Raw genomic sequence first — 18,869 nt, 5'->3', positions numbered from 1 at the left:
ATGATGGATACAAGTCGCATGTAGGTGGAATGGTGTGCAAGTGGACGCCATTCGATCTGAAGTCATAAAAATACAGAGAAGAGAACGATGAACAATAACACTGCAACTCATTACGCTAAAAAGGTCTTTAAACCCACCTGGATGGCTCTGGCTATTCAGCTGGCAGTTCCCGGTGTACAGGTACAGGCAACTGAGACCTTCGCGCTTGAGGAAATTGTCGTTACCGCGCGTAAGCGTGAGGAAAGCCTGCAGGATGTCCCTATTACGGTATCCGCGTTCGACCAGAACGCATTGAAAGAAATGCAAATTAACGATGTTACCGACCTGCAGAGTTCCGTCAGTAACGTCTATATCGCAGAAACCGGCGGACTGACCTCAGGAGCCACCAATGCCTCTATCCGTGGTGTTGGTGCTCCCTTTGGTGGCTCTTTTGAGCCCAGTGTTGCGATTTACATTGACGATACCTACATCCTGGGAAATTCCGGGCAGTTCGTCAATCTACTGGATATTGCACAGGTTGAAGTCCTCAAAGGTCCTCAGGGTACCCTGTACGGTCGAAATACCACGGCGGGGGCAATCAAATTTACATCGCAGCAGCCAGCCGACGAGTTTGGCGGGAACGTTGAGGCCCAAGTTGGCAGTGACGGCATGTTGGGTATGAAAGCCACTGTGACAGGCCCTCTAACCGAAACCTTGTCTGCAATTGCTTCTGTAACCTACAAAGAACGCGATGGTTTTCAAACCGATGTAAACACCGGAGAAGAATTCTGGACTGAGGATGTAAGCGGCGCTCGAATCGCTCTGGCCTGGGATCCGACTGACAATCTGTCGGTTAATTTTTCTTACAGCACCATTGAAAACGACTCGGTGGGGCGTGTTCCTTCCTCGATTTACAATTCGCTGAGTCGCGAGGAGCAACTCCAGATTGCGCAAGCGGCAAACTTTGTTCTGCCCACTGGTCTGGAAGCCTACGAATTTCTGCCCACGGATCGCTCAACAGATGCTCAATATAACAATGTAGACGATGTCAGCACTGAACTGGATCTGGGCATTTTCAATGTGGAATCCAAACTCGCCAATCTGGTGGTGAGTTATGACATCAACGATTTCTGGTCGGTGAAGTCAATCAGTTCCAGTTACAGCAACGAGACACTGCGTAACACGGAGGTGGACGGCACCGCGTATGGATATATCGTCACTAAAGATGGTCCGCATGACAAACAGTTTTCACAAGAGTTGCAGTTGTCCTACTCTTCAGACAATCTGAATATCATCGCCGGGCTTTACTACTTCGATCATGAGAATAATCCAAGTGTTGAAGACACCGTATTAACATCTGCCCTGTTTAATAATCTGACCGTCGAAGGGGTCCGCGACGCCTTTACCGGAATCCTGGGATCACGGCCCAGCGTTGAAGATACTCTTAATCAATGGTTGCCTCTGGCCGGACAAGAATTAAATCCCGGATTGATTGTGCAGGGAGAATCATTGGAAGCGAAATCCGAGTTGGAGAGCAAAGCTGCCTTTGTCAACATCCAATGGGATATTACGGATCAGCTGACACTCAACCTGGGTGGCCGTTACACCGAAGAAGAAAAAGACAGTCTCAATATAATCCAGACCACTAACATTGTGGGTGCCTTGTTCGTCGATGGCATCGGTAACCAGTATTGGTACGATGACAGAATTGCCGGCGCCACCGAGGCCATGACAGCACAGCTCGGTGATCCCTTGTTCACCCAATCAGTCATGAGCCTGGATGGCGGCGTGGATGTGATCGAGGAAGAGGGAAATTGGAGCAGCTTCGACTATTTGATTGGTTTGAGTTACCACATATCAGACCTGGGTATGGTATACGGCAGCGTATCGACCAGCTTTAAATCCGGCGGCTTTAATGGTATCCCTGACCCGGAAACATCGACCTTTGATGAAGAAACCCTGACCGCCTATGCGATCGGTTTTAAGTCTACCCTAATGAATGGTCGTATGTTGTTCAATGTTGAGTGGTTCAGAAACGAAATCGATGATGTCCAGTTCCGTAACTTTATTGTTCTGGAAGACTCGGAAGGGAATCTTGACCTGGAGGCCGTGGTGGGCAATTTCGGTTCGGCAATCACCGAGGGTGTCGATATGACCATTGGCTACGCCTTGACAGAAGACTGGCGATTGGACATGAACCTCAGTTACCTCGATGCCGAGGTCACAGAATCTTTGGAACAGCAGGAAGTTGACGGTGAATTTATGACAGTCGACGTCGCTGAACATATGGAGATGGGACGCGCCCCGCAGTGGAGTGGCAATGTCAGTACTCGATATAGCCTGTCACTGGATTCTGCCGGAGCTGTCGAGGTTTTCTTGCAGTATGCCTATGTGGACGAAACCCCGGCTACTCAACCCTGGGACAGTCGTTCCGTGGCTTTGCAGGAGGCGATATCGGAATCACACGGTCTTTGGAACGCCCAGGTAACCTGGTACTCGGCCGATGACCAGTGGCGAGTATTCGCCGCGGGCAAGAATCTGGGTGACAAGCGCGTATTGACCGATGCCGTTGATCTCGGGTTGGGTGTGGTGACTGGCGGTTACAATTCTCCGCGGACCTGGTCAATGGGGGTTGAGTACAGCTGGTAGAGTGTTTTGCCGCTGAGGCTACAACCACTTATCTCGCAACAAGGCTCGCCCCCAAAAGGGGCGGGCCTTGTTTCGTTTTACGTCTTTTGTATGCGGTTTCATTCAATCCTAAACCGTTTGTTCGAAAGGGATAATTCTTTGTTAGGTTGCGATCTTTATGATTCACAGCAAACCCACATACTAATCCCGTCCATTCTAATAACCAATACTGACTAACTGCTGCGAGGTGATCGAACGATGAATCCCCAGGATGATCAGGTACCGGCCGTACGGCGGCCCGATCCGATGTATACGGCCGAAAGTGCCTTTTTTTGGGAGGCTGCGGAGCGTGGCGAACTTATGGCGCAACAGTGTCAAGGGTGTCAGCAGTATCTGCATCCCCCTCGCCCTATGTGCCCGGAGTGTCTGAGCATGGACCTGCAACCGACACAATTGTCCGGTCGCGGCAAAGTGTACAGCGTTTGCTCGCCCCAGTATCCACAAATTCCCGCTTTTGATTATCCGCTGTTGACGGCATTGATCGATTTGGAAGAGGGTATTCGCCTGCTGTCGAATCTGGTTGATGTGGAGCTTGAGTCGGTGCAACCAGGCATGCCGGTTGAAGTCTGCTTTGCGGCGACAGTTGGTGGCAGAGCGGTGCCTCAGTTTCGGCCGGAGGGCAACAAATGAGTAAGCTGAACACAGCAATTGTCGGTCTGGGTCAAACCGAATTTTCCAAGGATGCCGGTCGCAGTGAGTGGCATATGGCCTGTGAATCCATTACCGCTGCATTGGATGATGCCGGTCTTACCCCGGCGGATGTGGATGGCATGTGTACTTTCTCCATGGACAAAGTGGAGGATGTAGAGCTGACCGCCTCTCTGGGTATCGAAAATCTGCGTTACTCCTCACGGGTAGGGCACGGCGGCGGCGGGGCCTGCGGAATCTTTACCCACGCCGCCGCTGCGATTCAGTCGGGTCTGGCGGAGGTCGTTGTTGTCTACCGATCGATTCGCTCACGCTCCGGCAAACGCTTTGGCGGTCCCACACAGAGCAACGACGCGGGTGCGGGAACCGGCACCAGTTTTCTGGAGTGGAGCATGCCGTTTGGGGCGCTGTCACCGGGGAATTGGTCGGCCATGAATCTTCAGCGCTATATGGACGTTTATGGCGTGACCAACGAGGATGTGGGGCGTGTGTCTGTCACCATGCGCAAACACGCGGCAACCAATCCGGCGGCCTGGTATTACCAACGTCCGATCACCCTGGAAGAGCAACAGGCGTCCCGATGGATTATTGAGCCTACCCTGCGCCGTGCAGACTGCTGTCAGGAAAGTGATGGATCGGTGGCCATGGTTCTCACCACGGAGGCCAGGGCCAAAGACCTGAAGCAGGTACCCGTAAGAGTTTCGGCAACCAGTCAGGCAGTACCCAAGGCGGTTGAGGTTGTGACCAATTACTATCACGGTGAGCTGTCGCAGTTTAAAGAAGCGCAATACCTCGGACGCGAATTGTATCGCCAGACGGGTTTCGGCCCCAAGGACTTTCAAGTGGCGATGCTCTATGACCACTTTGCCCCCATCGTACTGATGCAATTGGAGGCTTTCGGGTTCTGCGATTATGGAGAGGCCAAAGATTTTGTGAAGGACGGGCATATTGAATTGGCGGGCAGCATCCCGGTCAATCCGAACGGAGGTTTGATCGGCGAAGCCTATATTCATGGGGTCAACAATGCAGCCGAAGCGGTGAGGCAGGTTCGCGGGACCTCCGTCAACCAGGTTGACGACGTCGAAAATGTCCTGGTATCAGCAGGTATGAGCGGTGCAATCTTCAGTGCGATGTGATTTCGATGTCGGTAAGGATCTGGACCTCGAGGGGCAACAGATCCTGGCGACCACCGTTTTCGAACCGGTAGGGCCGGTCAAGGCCCTGTTGGTGTGTTTTCCTGGCGGAGGATGCAACCGCGGATGGTTCGATCTGCGCCCGAAAGGGGATGACAGCTACAGTTTCGGCTTGCACTTTTGCGCCCGGGGCTATCGAGTTGTAACGGTTGACCATTTGGGTGTTGGTGACAGCACAAAACCTGATAATGGGTTCGACGTCGCGATTGAGACCATCGTTGACGCCAATACCAATGTTGTCAAACAAGTACTCGGACGATTCGGAAACAACGTGCCTTGTATTGGTGTCGGTCACTCCATGGGGGCAATGCTCACAATATTGCAGCAGTCTGTCAGCGCCAGTTTTGACGCACTCGCCCTGCTCGGTTTTAGCAACTGTGGTATTCCTCACTTGCTATGTGACAGGGCGCGCTCATTTATCGGACGGGCAGAGCAGGCAAGAGAAGTGCTGGCCGAAATAGCGGACGCCCAGTTCGGTACCGGTTATGTGGATCTTGATCTTAGCGGTCGCGAAACCGAAGGCGGGCGTTTGTCTCCGCCAGTGGCTGCGGCTCTGGCCCAAAGCCGAGGACGGGTGCTGGCCATGCCGGCGGCATTGAGTATCATTCCGGGCTGCGTCTCAGCCGAATGCCGGAGGCTGGAGATGCCGTTATTTCTCGCCGCTGGTGATCGTGATATCTGCGATCCGCTGGAAGCCATGCGCTCGCAGTTCCCCGCCGCCAGGGAGGTGACCTGCCACCTGCTGGAGGATGCCGGCCATATGCATTTTATTTATCCGTCCCGTATTCAGCTCTTCGAAGCGATGCTGAGTTGGCTGGACGAATTGGTACCTGTCATCAAACGTCAATGATGGCGTCATTTATCTATTGGGAAAGGCAAAAAATAACATGACTAATGAAGTAAACAAGAAAACGGCACGCAGATTCTTCGAGGATATGGGCAAGGAAAATTGGCGTGACACGTTGAGTGACATTTTCGCGGAAGATTTAAAGTGGTGGATTCCAAAGGGAGCCGCGGGGGACTACCCCGGTGAACATCAAGGAAAAGATAATATCGTATCCATGATGAGCGAGGCTGCCAACGGTGCCTTTCATCCCGATACTCAAAAAGCCGATGTGCTGCTTGAGGTCGCCGGTGACAACTGCGTAATCATGGAAACTGTGATTGTCGGAGATACCACCATTGGTCCCCGTTACGAAAACACCTACGTGTTTATTTTCAAATTTGACGAGTCCGGGAAAATCAATGAACTTCGCGAGCATGTCGATACCCACGTCGCCCGTGAACTGTTTGGCAATCTTTAACACTTAAAATCAACCTGTAGGAGGAAAGCAAGTGGCCTTAATCAAAGAGAAAGACGTTCTTGCTTGGGTGGAAAAAACCGCCGGAGAGAAAATTGTTGATATAGAGCGGCAGTCAGGTCGCGAATCCGGCGGTCGGCCGGGGTGGTTCGTGACTCTGGAAAGCGGCACCAGGTATTACGCGCGGGGTTGCCGGGACGAAGACTGGGGCTTTACCAGCAGCTACAGCCTGAAAACGGAGGGCGACATACTGGAGCTATTGTATAACGAGGGCATCAAAGTACCCAAAATCGTCGCTCGCAATGCGGAACCGCCTGTTCTTCTGATGGAGTATGTAGAAGGTGAGAATGACTTCACCAAGATCGAAGACAGCGCTGAACGGGATTCTGTGGCCAGGGATTTCGCAGCGATTATGGCGAAATGGCACGCAATCGATGCGTCAAAGTTTGAAGCTCTGGGTTTAAAAAAGCCCCAAACCGCCGCGGACTATGTGCTTCAGGATCTGGAGGTATGGGAAAAAGGCTGCTTTGATAACCTGATTGAACCGGTGCCCCTGATTACCTTTGCCTGTAAATGGCTGCGTGCCAATATACCGCCGGCTCCCGAACGAGCCGTGCTGGTACAGGGAGATACAGGACCGGGACAATGCCTCTTCAAGGACGGCAAAATTGCCGCCGTGGTTGACTTCGAGTTGGGTTTTCTTGGCGATCCCATGAGAGAGTTGGCTCAAATCCGTACCCGTGATGTCTGGTACCCGACGGGCAATCTTGGCGTGTGGTTCAATGAATACGCCCGAAAATCCGGTGTAGAACTGGATATCGATAAACTGCGCTATTACAACGTGATTGCGATGCTGATTACAACACTGGCGCTGGCTCCTGTTGCAGAAAAACCGTCGGCTGAAGATGATCATGCGGAATGGTTGGCGCAGGATGCCTGGTCTAAATTGGCCTCCGCAGAAGCGCTGGCGGAAGCTGTAGGCGTTGACGTGGAAGCACCGGCGATTCCCGACCTGGACAATAATCCGGGGTTGCGGGCTTGCGATATTCTGATTAAGAATCTGAGCGACGAGCTGTTGCCAAATACCGAGGACAGTTTCCTGCAGCACCGCATCAAAATGGATCTGAGGTTGCTGGAACACGCCAAAGCCACAGCCGGTCTCAGCCGTGAACTGGATATTCAGGAGCTGGACGATATGGAAGCGCTGCTGGGGCAAAGACCTTCGAGTTTGAAAGAAGGGCACAGACTCCTGAACGATCTGGTGTCGGCGGCAGGCGCTGATCAAAACGAAAAACTGATCAAGTACTTCTATCGTCATGCGGTCAGGCAAGTTGCTCTGATGGGCAAAGGAATGGGAAGAGCTCAGAACGCTGTGACCGCACCCTTGCCTGAAGTTGAGCCGCTTGCTGTGGCGTGATTCAGACAGAAAATCATGAGGCCAAAAAGGGGGATTCCCCCTTTTTGGCTTGCACGGAAAGGTGTTAACTGTGTAATCTGAAACAGGACAACCATACCGAATTCCCGCTGAACCAGACGAAGGGCGTAGCCTTGCCAACTAATAATCCAACTATATTGGGGTTGAAAGTTCAGGCCGTTACAGAAATTCCCCAGTTAATGGGGCATTACTGTCGCACACTCATGAATACCGCGCTTGAACACGATCTCAAGCTCTCTGTGCAAGCGATCGCGGCTGATGATGATTGGCAACCGGGGAATTACGCGGCATTGATTCGTGAGGTTGCCGAGCAACTGGATGACGAGCTGATGGGGTCAACCCACGACAGGATAAAACCAGGAGCTTTTCGCCTTTTTATTGAATTGATTTCCCATCAAGAGACCCTGGGCCTGGCCTTGCAAAAACTGGTATCGCTTTATGGGATTGCCACCCACAGTCTGAAATTCGAACTGACGGTGGTTGAGGGCGTCGCCTATTGGGCCATGCAGATCCATCCAGCTGATGTCGATACCAATGGATATCTGCGCGAAACGCTTCCGCGCGCGGTTCACAGCCTTTCCAGCTTTCTTATCGGTGCGCAAATCCAACTGCGCGAGGTTCAGTTTACGCACAAGGCCAATGGCCCCGCTATCGAATACGCCAGGATCTTTCACTGCCCGGTATTGTTTGAGCAGGATCGTCACGTTATTTCCTTTGATGCGAGCTATCTTGAGCGTCGCATTGTGCGCAGCGAAGAGGACCTTGCCCAGCTATGGGCGGCAATCAGTCAGAAGGTGGATGGTGTGACTATTCCGGGCGATACCTCCGTTGGAGAAGCGGTAAGGGCGGAGGCGCGCTTGTCTTTCTTGAGCACTCAACAATTTCCTACACTGGATGAGTTGGCCGATCGATTTTTCAAAAGCCCCCAGACCTTGCGTCGGCGCCTTAAGGAAGAGGGTATTCGCTATGCTGATCTGAAGGAGAGTATTCGCCGTGAGGTTGTGGTTCAGTGGCTGGAGAATCCTTCCATTCCACTAAAGCAAGTCGCGGATATTGGTGGCTTCGCGGAACCAGCCGGTCTTTCCAGGGCGGTTAAACATTGGTTTGGCGTGAGTCCGTCGGAATATCGCCAGCAGGTGGTTGGCCAATCCTAGCAGTATCCTTCGCTAATCAAATGCTTGTTGCGGAACGCAAAAATACCCCGCTGCCAATTGGGAGCGGGGTATTTTTTTGGACCAAAGATCAGCACCAATGTTATTTGCGTGGCGCTCCGCGGCCACCCATGATCTTGGTGAAACCACCGTCAACCACCAGTGTCTGCGCGGTAATGTAACTGGCTTCATCAGAGAGCAGGAAGCAGGCGGCGTAGGCCATATCCCAGCCGGTACCCTGGCGTCCCAGCGGTACGATTGCTTCGGTGGCAGCCCGTGACTCCACATTTTTGTTGCCCCAGCGTCCCAACGGTGTATCAACCATACCGGGCACAACAGTATTGGAGCGTATGCAGAGTCTGCCACCTTCAGCGGCCGAAGCGCGGCACAGTCCTTCAAGTGCTGCCTTGGAGACATCGTAGGCCGGGAACGGGCTGCCTGAGCGGCGACCCGCGATGGAGCTTACGAAGACAATGGAGCCACCCACAGGCATAAGCGGCATGGCTTCTTTCACGATCAGGTAGTGGGCACGCAGGTTAATATCCATGACACGATCCCATTCCTCGGTATCGATACCCAGACCGGGTGCGCGGGCCGGTATGCCCACATTGAGAATGATGCCATCAATGCCGCCCAGCTTTTCAACGGTTTGTGTCACCAGGGCGCGGCATACCTCTTCCATCTGAATATCGCCGCTCAGTACGCAGCCACTGCCGCCCTCTTTCTCGATAACATCCAGCGTTTCCTGGGCAGCAGCTTCATTGACGTCGGCACAGGCCACCTGAGCGCCCTCACGGGCTGCCAGGATGGCCATGGCACGGCCATTGCCGACGGGAGGATTATCCCCCTCACAGGGGAGGGAGCCTGCGCCCACAACGAGAACTCGGCGTCCGGCCAGTCTGGCTCTCACCTCTGCTTCGCCTTTGGCTTCCGCTGGAATCCAAACGGGTAATTCAGCTGTAGTTTCGTTCGTCATTTCTTTATTCCTCTGGTGCGTAATCTCTCGTCTGCAGTCAGACTGACTTGATTGTGATGACATCGAATATTGCACTTGGCAGAGGCAGATTCAATACGCTGGCAGGTAGCTGTAACCTTTGGCCAACGAATTGTCATCTGGCGTACACCCAATTCAAATGGGAAGCGGGATAATAACAACATAAGCCAATTGGAGCCGTTGAATAAGCCATGTATGTAGACTACACCGAAGACCAGAAAAACCTGCGCAAGGAGCTTCGTGACTATTTTTCCGGTTTGATTACACCGGAAATTCGTGACGCCGTGAGAGGTAAAGAGAGTGGTGAGCTGTTTAATCGGCTGATCCGCCAGATGGGTGAAGACGGTTGGCTGGCAATAGGATGGCCAAAAGAATACGGCGGCCAGGGGCGTGATACCCTTGAGCAAATGACTTTTTTCGAGGAGGCGCTTCTGGCCAACGCGCCGCTGCCGTTTATCGCGTTGAATACGGTAGGTCCGGCGCTGATGGAGCATGGTTCCGAAAAACACAAGGCCTTGTTCTTGCCCGGCATTGCGCGAGGTGAACTCCACTTCGCGATTGGCTATACCGAGCCTTCGTCCGGGACTGATCTTGCCAGTCTGGTCACTACCGCTGTCAAGGAGGGTGAGGAATGGGTGATCAATGGCACCAAGGTATTCACCAGTGGTGCAGAAGGCGCAGATTATATCTGGCTGGCGGCCCGAACCGACAGCGAGGCTCCCAAGCACAAGGGCATTACACTCTTTATTGTGGATACCAAGGCCGAGGGCTTCAGCCATGCGCCCATTCATACTGTAGGTACTTATCAAACCAACATGACCTATTACGACAATGTGCGCGTGCACGAGTCGATGGTTGTGGGTAAGGTCAATCAGGGTTGGCAGCTTATGACGGCGCAACTCAATCACGAGCGGGTCGGTTTGGCAGCCTGGGGTATTCAGGGCTGGAAGCTCTATCAACGTTGCCTGGACTGGGCCCGTGAACCCCGCGCCCATGGCCGCCGGGCTATTGACGACAGCTGGGTTCAGAACAATCTTGCTGAAGCCTACGTTCGACTTGAGGCTATGCGTCTGATGAACGCGCGTCTTGCCTGGGAGCTGGATCAAAAACGTCTTGATCCGGCACTGGCGTCCGCCATGAAAGTCTACAGCACTGAGGGACTGATTGAAGTTTGTCGTCTGCTGATGGAAGTGATTGGTCCGGAAAGTCTTGTCCGGGCGGGATCGGAGGCGGCGGCCCTGCAAGGGGATCTGGAGCATCAGTATCGCCTTTGCCAGATCAATACCTTTGGTGGCGGCGTTAACGAGGTTCAGCGGGGCATTGTTGCAAACTTTGGTTTAAATATGCCACGGCATCGTTAAACGCTTTTCAAACTTTGGATCTTCAGGAAATTCTTTGAGCTCTTCTGGTTCAGGCTACGGCGGTAAAGTGCCAGCCATAGCCGATCCTTCAGAGCCCGCTAGGGCCTGCCGGCCCTTCTCACTCAGTCCTCCCAGCTGGCGTCACCGGTAACGAGTTCCACGGCACGGCCGCCATCAACATTAAGCGCTACACCGGTGATATAGGAGGCCTCGTCCGATGCCAGGAATAAAATGGCGTTGGCCACTTCTACTGGATCACCAATGCGTTTAAGCGGTATCAAGGCACTACCGGCTTTCTGGGCGTCCTCTGTAGGCATCACAGCCTGGGTGGGTGGGGTCAGTATGGCTCCGGGCACGACCGCATTGACGCGAATGTTATGCGGAGCCCATTCAACAGCAGCATTACGTGTCAGGGTGGTCAGTGCACTTTTGGCAGAACTGTAAGCCGCCATGCAGGGGGTAGCCAGTTGTCCGCAAATGGAAGATATATTAACGACGGAACCCTGGGAATGCTTCAGGTGAGGATACGCAGCGCGCATCATAAACATTGTGCCGTCCACGGTAACGGTAAAATTCTGTCTCCATGATTCAGTACTCTGTTCCGCCAACATACCCGGGGCAATGGAGACTGCGTTGTTCACCAGAATATTGAGTTGTCCGTAGCTCTCTACAGTATTGCTTATCAGCCCGTTGACGGCATGCTCATCGCTGACATCCACGGAAAAGGCTTCGGCGGTACCACCCGCGAGGGTGATTTCGGTAACCACCTCTTGAAGAGGTTCCAGTCGGCGTCCGCAGATGACGACCCGGGCTCCCTCGGCGGCAAATCGTTTCGCAATAGCTGCTCCAATACCGGAACCCCCGCCAGTGATTATGGCAACTTTGTCTTTGAGTCTGTCAGTCATGGTTTTCTCCGTTAACACCTTGTTGGCAGTGTTTTGATTTCCCGAAATATGGGTTGTTCAAAAAGCAAAAGGGCCTCGATTGAGGCCCTGGGAGCAAAAGCGGGATTAAACCGCTTCGCCAATGTCATACATGTAGCAGGATTCGTCGGCAACGACCTTGTCCGTAAACAGGGCCTCTTGTTGCTCTTCTGAGTATCCGAGTTCTGTCAAAATTTCGCGGGTTCTTTCCCCCACGATCAGGGGGCCGCTTTGAATAGTGGGCGGCGTTTCTGACAGGTCAAATGAACAGCCGACGTTGCCTGAGTGCCCCACCACGCGATGTGGATGGTTAACCAGCCAGCCGTTTTCTCTGATAAAGGAATCTTCTTCCCACATGGTGCGGGTAAACTTGGGATCACTGATTTCACAGGGTACACCTGCGCCATCCAAACGCTCAAACCACTCACTTGCGGACTGACCCGCAAAGGCCTGCTCCAGCAGTTGTTCAAGTTCGGCATTATTGGTTTTTCGAGCCTCTGCGGTTGCAAATCGATCTTCGCTTGCTGAATCCGCACCGAGAACGCTCGAGAGCAGGGCACTCCAGTGGCACTCTGTATGAGCGACAACACAGAGATACTCATCGGCGGTTTTATAGAGTCGATAGCCGGCGGCGAATCCAAGACCATCTCCGGAAAGGTGTGGTCTGTCGAAGCTGCCTTCACCCGCAGGAACGACAACGTGGGAGGTATTGAGCAGATGCGCATTAACAATGGAAGTATCCACAAATTGCCCTTCGCCGGTTAATTCTCTCTGACGCAGTGCCTGCAGAATGGCAATCGTTGCCAGACAACCGTTACCGGTGTCACCCAGTGTCGTCATGGTCCAGTAGGGGCGTCCGCCGCGACTGCAGCCACCGTCTTCCCACTGGGTACCTACCAGCGCGGAGCTGGATTGGTCGTTACCTGGCAGTAATTCGCGTGGCCCTTTTTCGAAGCCGCGGGTATGGCAGTAGATCAAGCGGGGGTTGATTTTCTTCAGGGATTCGTAGTCAAGTCCTTTTCCCTCTACTGCTTTGTAGCGCATGTTGTGGAGAAGCACATCGGCCTTTTCTACCAGCTTCTGAATAATCTCCACGCCTTCCTGGGTTTGCATATCAACGGCAATGCTGCGTTTGCCACGGTTGGAGCACATGGCGATGGCAGTGGAATGCCAGAACCAGTCATAGGTGGCATTGATTTTAATAACGTCTGCTCCCAAATCAGAAAGCAGCTGCCCGCTGAAAGGTGCGGCGATGGCCATCCCCAGGTCAAGCACGGTAATGCCCGCTAATGGCTGCTTGGGGGCGGGTGCTGTGCTGCGTTCAACATCCAGTGACTTGGCCTGTTCTGCCTCGCGTTTGATCTCCTCGGTATGTTCACCGGTTTTGGCGACACCACCTTTGATGGTGACCGGGTTCTTTTCCAGATTGAACAACACACCGGGCTGTCGGGTGGTACCCAGCTCGTCATCTTCGATTTCAACAATACAACCATCTTGCAAAAAGCCGGGATCGTTAAAACCCTCCTCCGGTGAGCGCACCTTCTGCAGACACTGGCCACTTTCGGAACCGGCTTTTGCCCACTCGTCAGCGGTAAAGCGTTTGAAGGATTCAGCCAGTTGCGGGTAGTGGTGGTTAAGAACCATGATGTCATCGAAGTTCGGCATGATGCGATCCGGATCCTGACGAGGGGTCATTTTCTGAGCCTCTTTAGAGCTCTTGATGGTGTCACCCTCTGAGGCGGAATACACAAAGCTGGGATTGGGCGTACAGTGCGTGACCCAGCGACCGTCCTTACACTCAAACTCGCCCTTCGAGGTGCGGGAGTCGGAGATCCAGGAAGCAAAGTGCGGGGCATCGGGCTTATCGGCTCGTGAATAGGCCATGATGCCGGCCGTCAGGGCGCCCCGCAACAGACTGGTTTCCACCAGTTGGCCGCGTCCGGTAGTTTCGCGCACATACAGTGCCGCACTGATGGCAATCAAGGCATTGTAGGTGGTGCCGGCACTGGGCCAGGCATTGGCGGAAAACAGGGGGCCATCGCGATCTTCATTGCGCGGGCCCTCAACACTGTTGGGATCAAAGTCGAAATCTTCAAATGGAATCTCTGCACCCGAGGTATAGTAGATGCCGCCCACACGACCACGTTGTTCGTATTGAAAACCCAGACGTGCCGCTACCAGGGCATCGTAGGCCGGTCGGTCGGACCATTCGTTGTCACGACCGTAACCTGTGATCGAGCAGTACACCAGACGCGGATTGATCTTGGCGAGAGTGTCATAATCGATTCCCAACCGGGTTGTAACGCCGGGGGCGTAGCTTTCCAGCACCACATCAGCCGTCTTCACCAAATTCAGAAAGGACTCGCGATCAGCGTTGTCTTTCAGGTCAAACACGGCGTTGCGCTTGCCCCGTTGCCAGGAGTGGTAACCCAGTTGCGATGCAAACTTGTCCCCACCCGGCGGGTCGATCTTGATGACGTCGGCACCATTGCTGGTCAGGACCATGGACGTCATCGGACCGGCGGTTCCTCTGGACAGATCGAGTACGCGGATTCCCTCGAGTGGACTTGGCATATAATTTACTCCGTAGCGATACGTGATGTTCTTGTGACGCTTAACATCTTAGAGAGGAGGGGAGGGAAGTGAATTCCTCAAAAGATCAATTCCTTGACCTAAGTTACCAAAGCCGGGCAGCGGCGCGAGGCGCAGTCGAGCAGGAGCTGATTGCTGTTGAAGAGAGGGACTGGAAGTGAGGGGACGGAGCTGGCGCGGGCACCGAACGGAGTCGAATACCCGCCATGTCGATGTCTGGGGTCAGGATACCGCCAGCCAGCTCGCTCCGATAGAGTCATCCAGGGCCAGCAGCTGTCCCAGCTTGCCCAGTTGGAGTGCAGTGGCACCGAAGCTCATCTCGGTATTTTTCGCCCACAGGTAGAAGCGGTGGATCGGGTATTCCAGATCCGAGCCGATACCGCCGTGCAGATGCTGGCTGGTGTGAACAACCCGATGTCCACCGATACAGGCCCAGTATTTGGCTGCCCTGACTTCTGCGTCGGCTTGCAACCCTTCTGACAGACGCCAGGCGGCTTGCCAAAGTGTTGAGCGAATCGCCTCGATATCAATAAAGGCGTCGGCGGCGCGCATGCCGACGGCCTGGAAGCTGCCAATGGCACGGCCAAACTGCGTGCGCTCGCAGGTGTATTCCGCAGTGCGTCGCAGGGCCTCTTCGGTAACGCCCAACTGAATTGCACACAGCGCGGTATTGGCCCGCAGCTCGATCCAGGACAGGATATGCTCTCCGTCGCCGATTTCACCCAGCAATTTGCTGCGATCCACACTGACGTTGTTCAGTAGCAGCCTGGACTGACTGTCACCCAGCATTGTCCGTTGCGCCTGCAGGTCGACCCCCGGCGCATCGGTATCAACGATAAACACCGAGCAGCGATTATCCTCGTCGATAACCGGTACCAGGATGGCGGAAGCCTCCTGGCCATAGGGAACCGCGTGTTTTTCACCGTTCAATACCCAGCCTTCCCCCTGGGTGCTGGCCAGCACTTGGGTCTGCACCGCGTCCGCCATACCGAGTTCGGCTACGGCAGCCGAAAGCTGGTGTTGTCCGGAAGCCAGGGGTGTGAGGTATTGGCGTTTCTGGTCGTCGCTGCCAAAGGCGGCGACAGGCAGCCCTGCCATTACCAGATTGCTGAGCAGGGGAACGGGCGCCACGGAGCGGCCCTGTTCCTGCAGCAGCAGCGTCAATTCGAAAAACCCCAGGTCAGAGCCTCCACAGGATTCAGGAATCGCAAGCCCCAGGATTCCCTGCTCAGCCAACAGCGACCAGAGCTCAGAGTTGAAACTTTGGCCACTACGATCATGCTCCAGCAGAAACTCATCGGTCACCTGGCCCTGGAAAATCTGGTTGGCCAGACTCTGAAGGGCGCTTTGATCTTCGTTCAGTGTGAAGTTCATGGTTCGGCTATACCTCGTTGGGTACATCGAAATAGGATTGATAACGGTGATAGAGCGCACGCACCTCAGCCAGTCGCTCACCCTCCGGAACATCGTATTGATGTTTACCAAATTTACCCTTGGGCTTGGCCTCCAGGTAAGCGTCGGTACGTTTGGTGACGTCTGCGTCAAAAGGCAGCCCGGCCTTGCGGTATACCTTCTCGATTGCTGCAGCCGGGTCGCTGATCAAATCGGCGTAGCGGGAGCTGATCACCTGATCACGGGGAATATCCCCATCTTCAATCCAGTCGACAATACGTTCTAGTCTTGCAGACATGGCGCCGGCGTCAAACAGGCCTTCAAAGGCGGTTACGTCGAGCGGTTTGTCGCTGCGCTGCCAGTAAATCGTGCCCTGAATATTGGTGACCGAAGCCTGAGCAACGATGGGGTCGCGATGGGTGATAATCACACTCGCCTCAGGGAAATTTGCAAACAGCTGGGGCAGATAATTCATGTGCGACGGTGCTTTTAACAACCAGCGCTGACGAGGGTTGCGCCATTGCAATACCTTCAGCATACGCTTGTAAAACCCGTAGGAGTAGTCCCAATCCGGATTCTTACCCAGCCATTCCATGTAGGACGGAATCTGGTAGAGGGCGGGCGCATACTCGCTGATAAAGCTGCAGGCCTGGCCGATAATGCACTCATTGGGGATATTGGCATCCAGCTCATGCATGGTCTTGAAGCTGGGCGTGACCCGGTTCCACTGGGTGATCATACGCTGGCACTGTTCAATTCTCGGGTCAGTGAGATAGGTTTCCTTCTCCGGCGGCGGATAGGGGAACATCATTTCCCACTGTTTTGGTACTCCGAAACGTGGATCCTGGGCCAAGAGTTCAAACAGAATCGAGGTGCCCGAACGCGACAGGCCGGCAATGACGACAGGATTGTCGACTTGTTCCTCTTCAATTTCAGGGTGCTCATCAAAAGCAGCCTGGACGCCCAGCAGTCCGTTCAGCCACACCAGCAGATCCTGGCGGGCCATCAGTCGGCCAAAAAAGTTGAGCTCCGCTTCTTCGTTCAGGGATTTCACCAGAACTTCAAAGGGCTCACGCCATTCGTCACCGCCAAAGTTTTCTTTGCCAGTCATTTTTTTGGCCGTGGCTATCAACTCTGCCGGATCCAGGGGTACCACGGCATCGATGTCCATCGCGCCGGCTTCAGCGTTAAACTGTTGTACCCATTCAGGTCTTTCCGGCGCCTTCCAGGAGAGGGAAGAACTTGACATGATATTGTCCTCAAATACGAAAATTTAACTCAGTAGCCAAAACGCTGATTGACACCACGACGACGGGTGGCGAGCTGTTCTCTGCGCCAATCGGCATCCACCCTTTTAATGTCGCCGGGCAGTTTATCTGCCAGTTCACTCAGTTTGACCTGCTCGGCAACGGGCACCGGATGATGCTCAGACATCATCCAACGGTAGGTGACATAGCCCTCGGAATGACCGGAGCAATCGAGCCAGTTGGGCACGCCGGGATCAGTGTGGGAAACCACAACAATCAACTCACCATCATCCTGTAGTGTAGCGTAGTGACAATTGGTGTTTGATAACCGATAGCGATAATCGACGGTTTCCCAATAATAATTGCCAAATTCGACCGACCAGTACAGGCAGTCAGCGGGCTGAACCCGAATAATCAAAGCCTCGTCCTTTGGTAACTGCCAATAGCACACAAGCGGATCACCGCCTGGAGTGGCGTCAATGCCTTTGTCTTCCAGCTGCCAATAGGACATGAATTTGTTGGGAGTGGGCTTCCACTTTTCCAACATTGCCGGCCAGTATTCAATGGACTCTTCCAGCCAGTTGGATACCCGTGACAGTCCTTCGGCAAACGCCTGTGGCGACAGAACATCCGGTACCTCGTTGCCCGCACCGAGGCGCTCAATGCGCGCCTTCATGGGTTTTTCATTTTCCCAGTCGGCAAAATACTGGCGGAAGGTAATGCGGAAGGTGTTCGGGGTGGTCTGCAGCCAGTTGCCGGGGTGAGGGTCCGGGCTGACGATCAGTTCAAAGGAGCCATCCTCTTCAGTTTCAATCTGCTCACCAAAAAGTGCATTGCATACTTTGCCGCCCCACGGCGTGTCACCGGTTTCAACTGCAGTTACCGAAAAATACCTGGAGGAGCCCCGGTTGCCAGTGATGCGATAGGTATCTGTGCCGTTGACCTGGGCACCCACATAGCAGCAATCGGAATTATCCCCACCCTGTTTGCGGGTGGGGGAAAAGTATCTCGCCAGTTCCGGAAACTTGGGGTTTTTATATTCGTATTCGAAGTCCATCGACAGGGACAGATTCCGAAGAATTTGCTGGAAACCGGCGGTACGGTCTACGGGAGTGCCCGGTGCCATCTCGCGGAATGGAATACGGCCCATAGCTTTAAGGGAGTCGCAAAAGTCACTCCAGGCCTGGAGCAATAGCTTGTCTTCAGTGTTTTCGTTCATATTCGGACCATTCTTCACATCAACAGAAATATTGGTTATAGAGCGATTTTTATTATGTAGGACATTGTCCTATAAAAGCAAATAAAAAAATACCATTGCTGGTATTTTTGGTTAATAGCTAGATTTTGACGAGATCGTCTATATAGCCGAAGGCCTCTTCGAGGATTCTGGCTTTGGTGTAGTAGCGGCGTTCTCTCAGTGCTGAAAGGCTTAGTCCTATGACCATATAGCTCACCCGTTTAGCAATCAATTCCGGATCCAAATCCGGATTGATCTCACCGTTTTTCTGAGATTCTTCAATGCTTTGCTTATAGTGAGCACGAGTGCGGTGCATGGTGCTGTTTTGCAGAGTGTAAAAGCGCTCATTGAAATTCGACAGATTCCAAAGCGCCACTCGAACCTTCCATTCGTCTCGGCTGCTCTTGTTGATGGGCAGGACTGAATAGACTCTTTGATGCAGCGCTGGCATGTCGGTTTCCGTGCCGGCATTTTCCTTGACCCGTTGCAGATAGCGATCATTGCCCCAGGATAAGGCGGCGTATAAGAGCTCTTCTTTGTTCTCAAAATAGTGCTCGATAACACCTTTTGAGAAACCGCAGGCCTTGGCGGTATCGCGGATGGTCACCTTCTCAGAGCCTTCTTCAGCGAGGGTGCGAAACACGACTTCGGCGATCAGGTTGCGGCGTTCCTGATGATCAACAATCTTTGGCATAGTCTGTCCAGTTTGCTTATTTATGCTTGCAGGG

General features: G+C 53.6%; 15 protein-coding genes. 8 read left to right on the top strand and 7 right to left on the bottom strand.

What is annotated here, in order from left to right; translation table 11 throughout:
- Positions 1–87 precede the first annotated feature (87 nt).
- From HBA55_RS00365 to HBA55_RS00335, 7 genes are all read left to right on the top strand, one after another.
- Positions 88–2,628, top strand: coding sequence for a TonB-dependent receptor (locus HBA55_RS00365; RefSeq protein ID WP_166985251.1), 2,541 nt, complete (start codon positions 88–90; stop codon positions 2,626–2,628).
- 237 nt (positions 2,629–2,865) lie between these two features.
- On the top strand, positions 2,866–3,297 hold the full coding sequence (locus HBA55_RS00360; RefSeq protein ID WP_166985247.1) for a Zn-ribbon domain-containing OB-fold protein: 432 nt from the start codon (positions 2,866–2,868) through the stop codon (positions 3,295–3,297).
- Entirely contained in the window at positions 3,294–4,451 is a 1,158-nt protein-coding gene (locus tag HBA55_RS00355; protein WP_166985243.1) for a thiolase C-terminal domain-containing protein, read from the top strand. The genes HBA55_RS00360 and HBA55_RS00355 overlap by 4 nt, the downstream gene beginning before the upstream one ends.
- Complete coding sequence (locus tag HBA55_RS00350) at positions 4,429–5,358, top strand: alpha/beta fold hydrolase (protein WP_166985240.1); 930 nt, start codon at positions 4,429–4,431, stop codon at positions 5,356–5,358. The genes HBA55_RS00355 and HBA55_RS00350 overlap by 23 nt, the downstream gene beginning before the upstream one ends.
- Before the next feature lie 37 nt (positions 5,359–5,395).
- Complete coding sequence (locus HBA55_RS00345) at positions 5,396–5,812, top strand: nuclear transport factor 2 family protein (protein WP_166985237.1); 417 nt, start codon at positions 5,396–5,398, stop codon at positions 5,810–5,812.
- A gap of 31 nt (positions 5,813–5,843) precedes the next feature.
- Positions 5,844–7,226, top strand: coding sequence for a phosphotransferase (locus tag HBA55_RS00340; protein ID WP_166985233.1), 1,383 nt, complete (start codon positions 5,844–5,846; stop codon positions 7,224–7,226).
- 221 nt (positions 7,227–7,447) lie between these two features.
- On the top strand, positions 7,448–8,398 hold the full coding sequence (locus tag HBA55_RS00335) for an AraC family transcriptional regulator (RefSeq protein WP_166985230.1): 951 nt from the start codon (positions 7,448–7,450) through the stop codon (positions 8,396–8,398).
- 100 nt (positions 8,399–8,498) lie between these two features.
- On the opposite strand, the gene HBA55_RS00330 is transcribed toward HBA55_RS00335, so the two are convergent.
- A complete protein-coding gene (locus HBA55_RS00330; protein WP_166985227.1) occupies positions 8,499–9,371 on the bottom strand; it encodes an SDR family NAD(P)-dependent oxidoreductase in 873 nt (290 codons plus the stop codon).
- Positions 9,372–9,580: 209 nt separating this feature from the next.
- Here HBA55_RS00330 and HBA55_RS00325 point away from each other — a divergent pair, with 209 nt between their 5' ends.
- Positions 9,581–10,750 carry an acyl-CoA dehydrogenase family protein gene (locus HBA55_RS00325; protein WP_166985224.1) on the top strand — a complete coding sequence of 390 codons (1,170 nt, stop codon included), beginning with the start codon at positions 9,581–9,583 and terminating at the stop codon, positions 10,748–10,750.
- Positions 10,751–10,872: 122 nt separating this feature from the next.
- Here HBA55_RS00325 and HBA55_RS00320 read toward each other — a convergent pair whose 3' ends face one another.
- The 6 genes from HBA55_RS00320 to HBA55_RS00295 form a co-directional block, all read right to left on the bottom strand.
- A complete protein-coding gene (locus HBA55_RS00320) occupies positions 10,873–11,655 on the bottom strand; it encodes an SDR family NAD(P)-dependent oxidoreductase (RefSeq protein WP_166985221.1) in 783 nt (260 codons plus the stop codon).
- Positions 11,656–11,760: 105 nt separating this feature from the next.
- Positions 11,761–14,247: a CaiB/BaiF CoA transferase family protein gene (locus HBA55_RS00315; RefSeq protein ID WP_166985218.1), complete on the bottom strand. Its 2,487-nt coding sequence runs from the start codon at positions 14,245–14,247 to the stop codon at positions 11,761–11,763.
- 240 nt (positions 14,248–14,487) lie between these two features.
- Positions 14,488–15,639 (bottom strand): acyl-CoA dehydrogenase family protein, encoded by a 1,152-nt coding sequence (locus HBA55_RS00310; protein ID WP_166985215.1) that lies wholly within the window; start codon positions 15,637–15,639, stop codon positions 14,488–14,490.
- A gap of 7 nt (positions 15,640–15,646) precedes the next feature.
- Positions 15,647–16,906 carry a sulfotransferase family protein gene (locus tag HBA55_RS00305; RefSeq protein ID WP_166985212.1) on the bottom strand — a complete coding sequence of 420 codons (1,260 nt, stop codon included), beginning with the start codon at positions 16,904–16,906 and terminating at the stop codon, positions 15,647–15,649.
- A gap of 29 nt (positions 16,907–16,935) precedes the next feature.
- Positions 16,936–18,123 carry a DUF1214 domain-containing protein gene (locus HBA55_RS00300; RefSeq protein WP_166985208.1) on the bottom strand — a complete coding sequence of 396 codons (1,188 nt, stop codon included), beginning with the start codon at positions 18,121–18,123 and terminating at the stop codon, positions 16,936–16,938.
- Between the two features lie 118 nt (positions 18,124–18,241).
- A complete protein-coding gene (locus HBA55_RS00295; RefSeq protein WP_166985205.1) occupies positions 18,242–18,835 on the bottom strand; it encodes a TetR/AcrR family transcriptional regulator in 594 nt (197 codons plus the stop codon).
- Between the last annotated feature and the right edge of the window lie 34 nt (positions 18,836–18,869).

The organism is Pseudomaricurvus alkylphenolicus (assembly GCF_011683955.1).
Lineage (GTDB): Bacteria > Pseudomonadota > Gammaproteobacteria > Pseudomonadales > Cellvibrionaceae > Pseudomaricurvus > Pseudomaricurvus alkylphenolicus.
Note: the sequence above shows the minus strand (reverse complement) of the source record. Positions and strands in the feature narration are given on the sequence as shown.

Bases quoted from the DNA above. Each gene is read 5' to 3' on its own strand.
- HBA55_RS00365 (WP_166985251.1), top strand. From the start codon at position 88: ATGAACAATAACACTGCAACTCATTACGCTAAAAAGGTCTTTAAACCC.
- HBA55_RS00360 (WP_166985247.1), top strand. From the start codon at position 2,866: ATGAATCCCCAGGATGATCAGGTACCGGCCGTACGGCGGCCCGATCCG.
- HBA55_RS00355 (WP_166985243.1), top strand. From the start codon at position 3,294: ATGAGTAAGCTGAACACAGCAATTGTCGGTCTGGGTCAAACCGAATTT.
- HBA55_RS00345 (WP_166985237.1), top strand. From the start codon at position 5,396: ATGACTAATGAAGTAAACAAGAAAACGGCACGCAGATTCTTCGAGGAT.
- HBA55_RS00335 (WP_166985230.1), top strand. From the start codon at position 7,448: ATGAATACCGCGCTTGAACACGATCTCAAGCTCTCTGTGCAAGCGATC.
- HBA55_RS00330 (WP_166985227.1), bottom strand. From the start codon at position 9,371: ATGACGAACGAAACTACAGCTGAATTACCCGTTTGGATTCCAGCGGAA.
- HBA55_RS00325 (WP_166985224.1), top strand. From the start codon at position 9,581: ATGTATGTAGACTACACCGAAGACCAGAAAAACCTGCGCAAGGAGCTT.
- HBA55_RS00320 (WP_166985221.1), bottom strand. From the start codon at position 11,655: ATGACTGACAGACTCAAAGACAAAGTTGCCATAATCACTGGCGGGGGT.
- HBA55_RS00315 (WP_166985218.1), bottom strand. From the start codon at position 14,247: ATGCCAAGTCCACTCGAGGGAATCCGCGTACTCGATCTGTCCAGAGGA.
- HBA55_RS00310 (WP_166985215.1), bottom strand. From the start codon at position 15,639: ATGAACTTCACACTGAACGAAGATCAAAGCGCCCTTCAGAGTCTGGCC.
- HBA55_RS00305 (WP_166985212.1), bottom strand. From the start codon at position 16,906: ATGTCAAGTTCTTCCCTCTCCTGGAAGGCGCCGGAAAGACCTGAATGG.
- HBA55_RS00300 (WP_166985208.1), bottom strand. From the start codon at position 18,123: ATGAACGAAAACACTGAAGACAAGCTATTGCTCCAGGCCTGGAGTGAC.
- HBA55_RS00295 (WP_166985205.1), bottom strand. From the start codon at position 18,835: ATGCCAAAGATTGTTGATCATCAGGAACGCCGCAACCTGATCGCCGAA.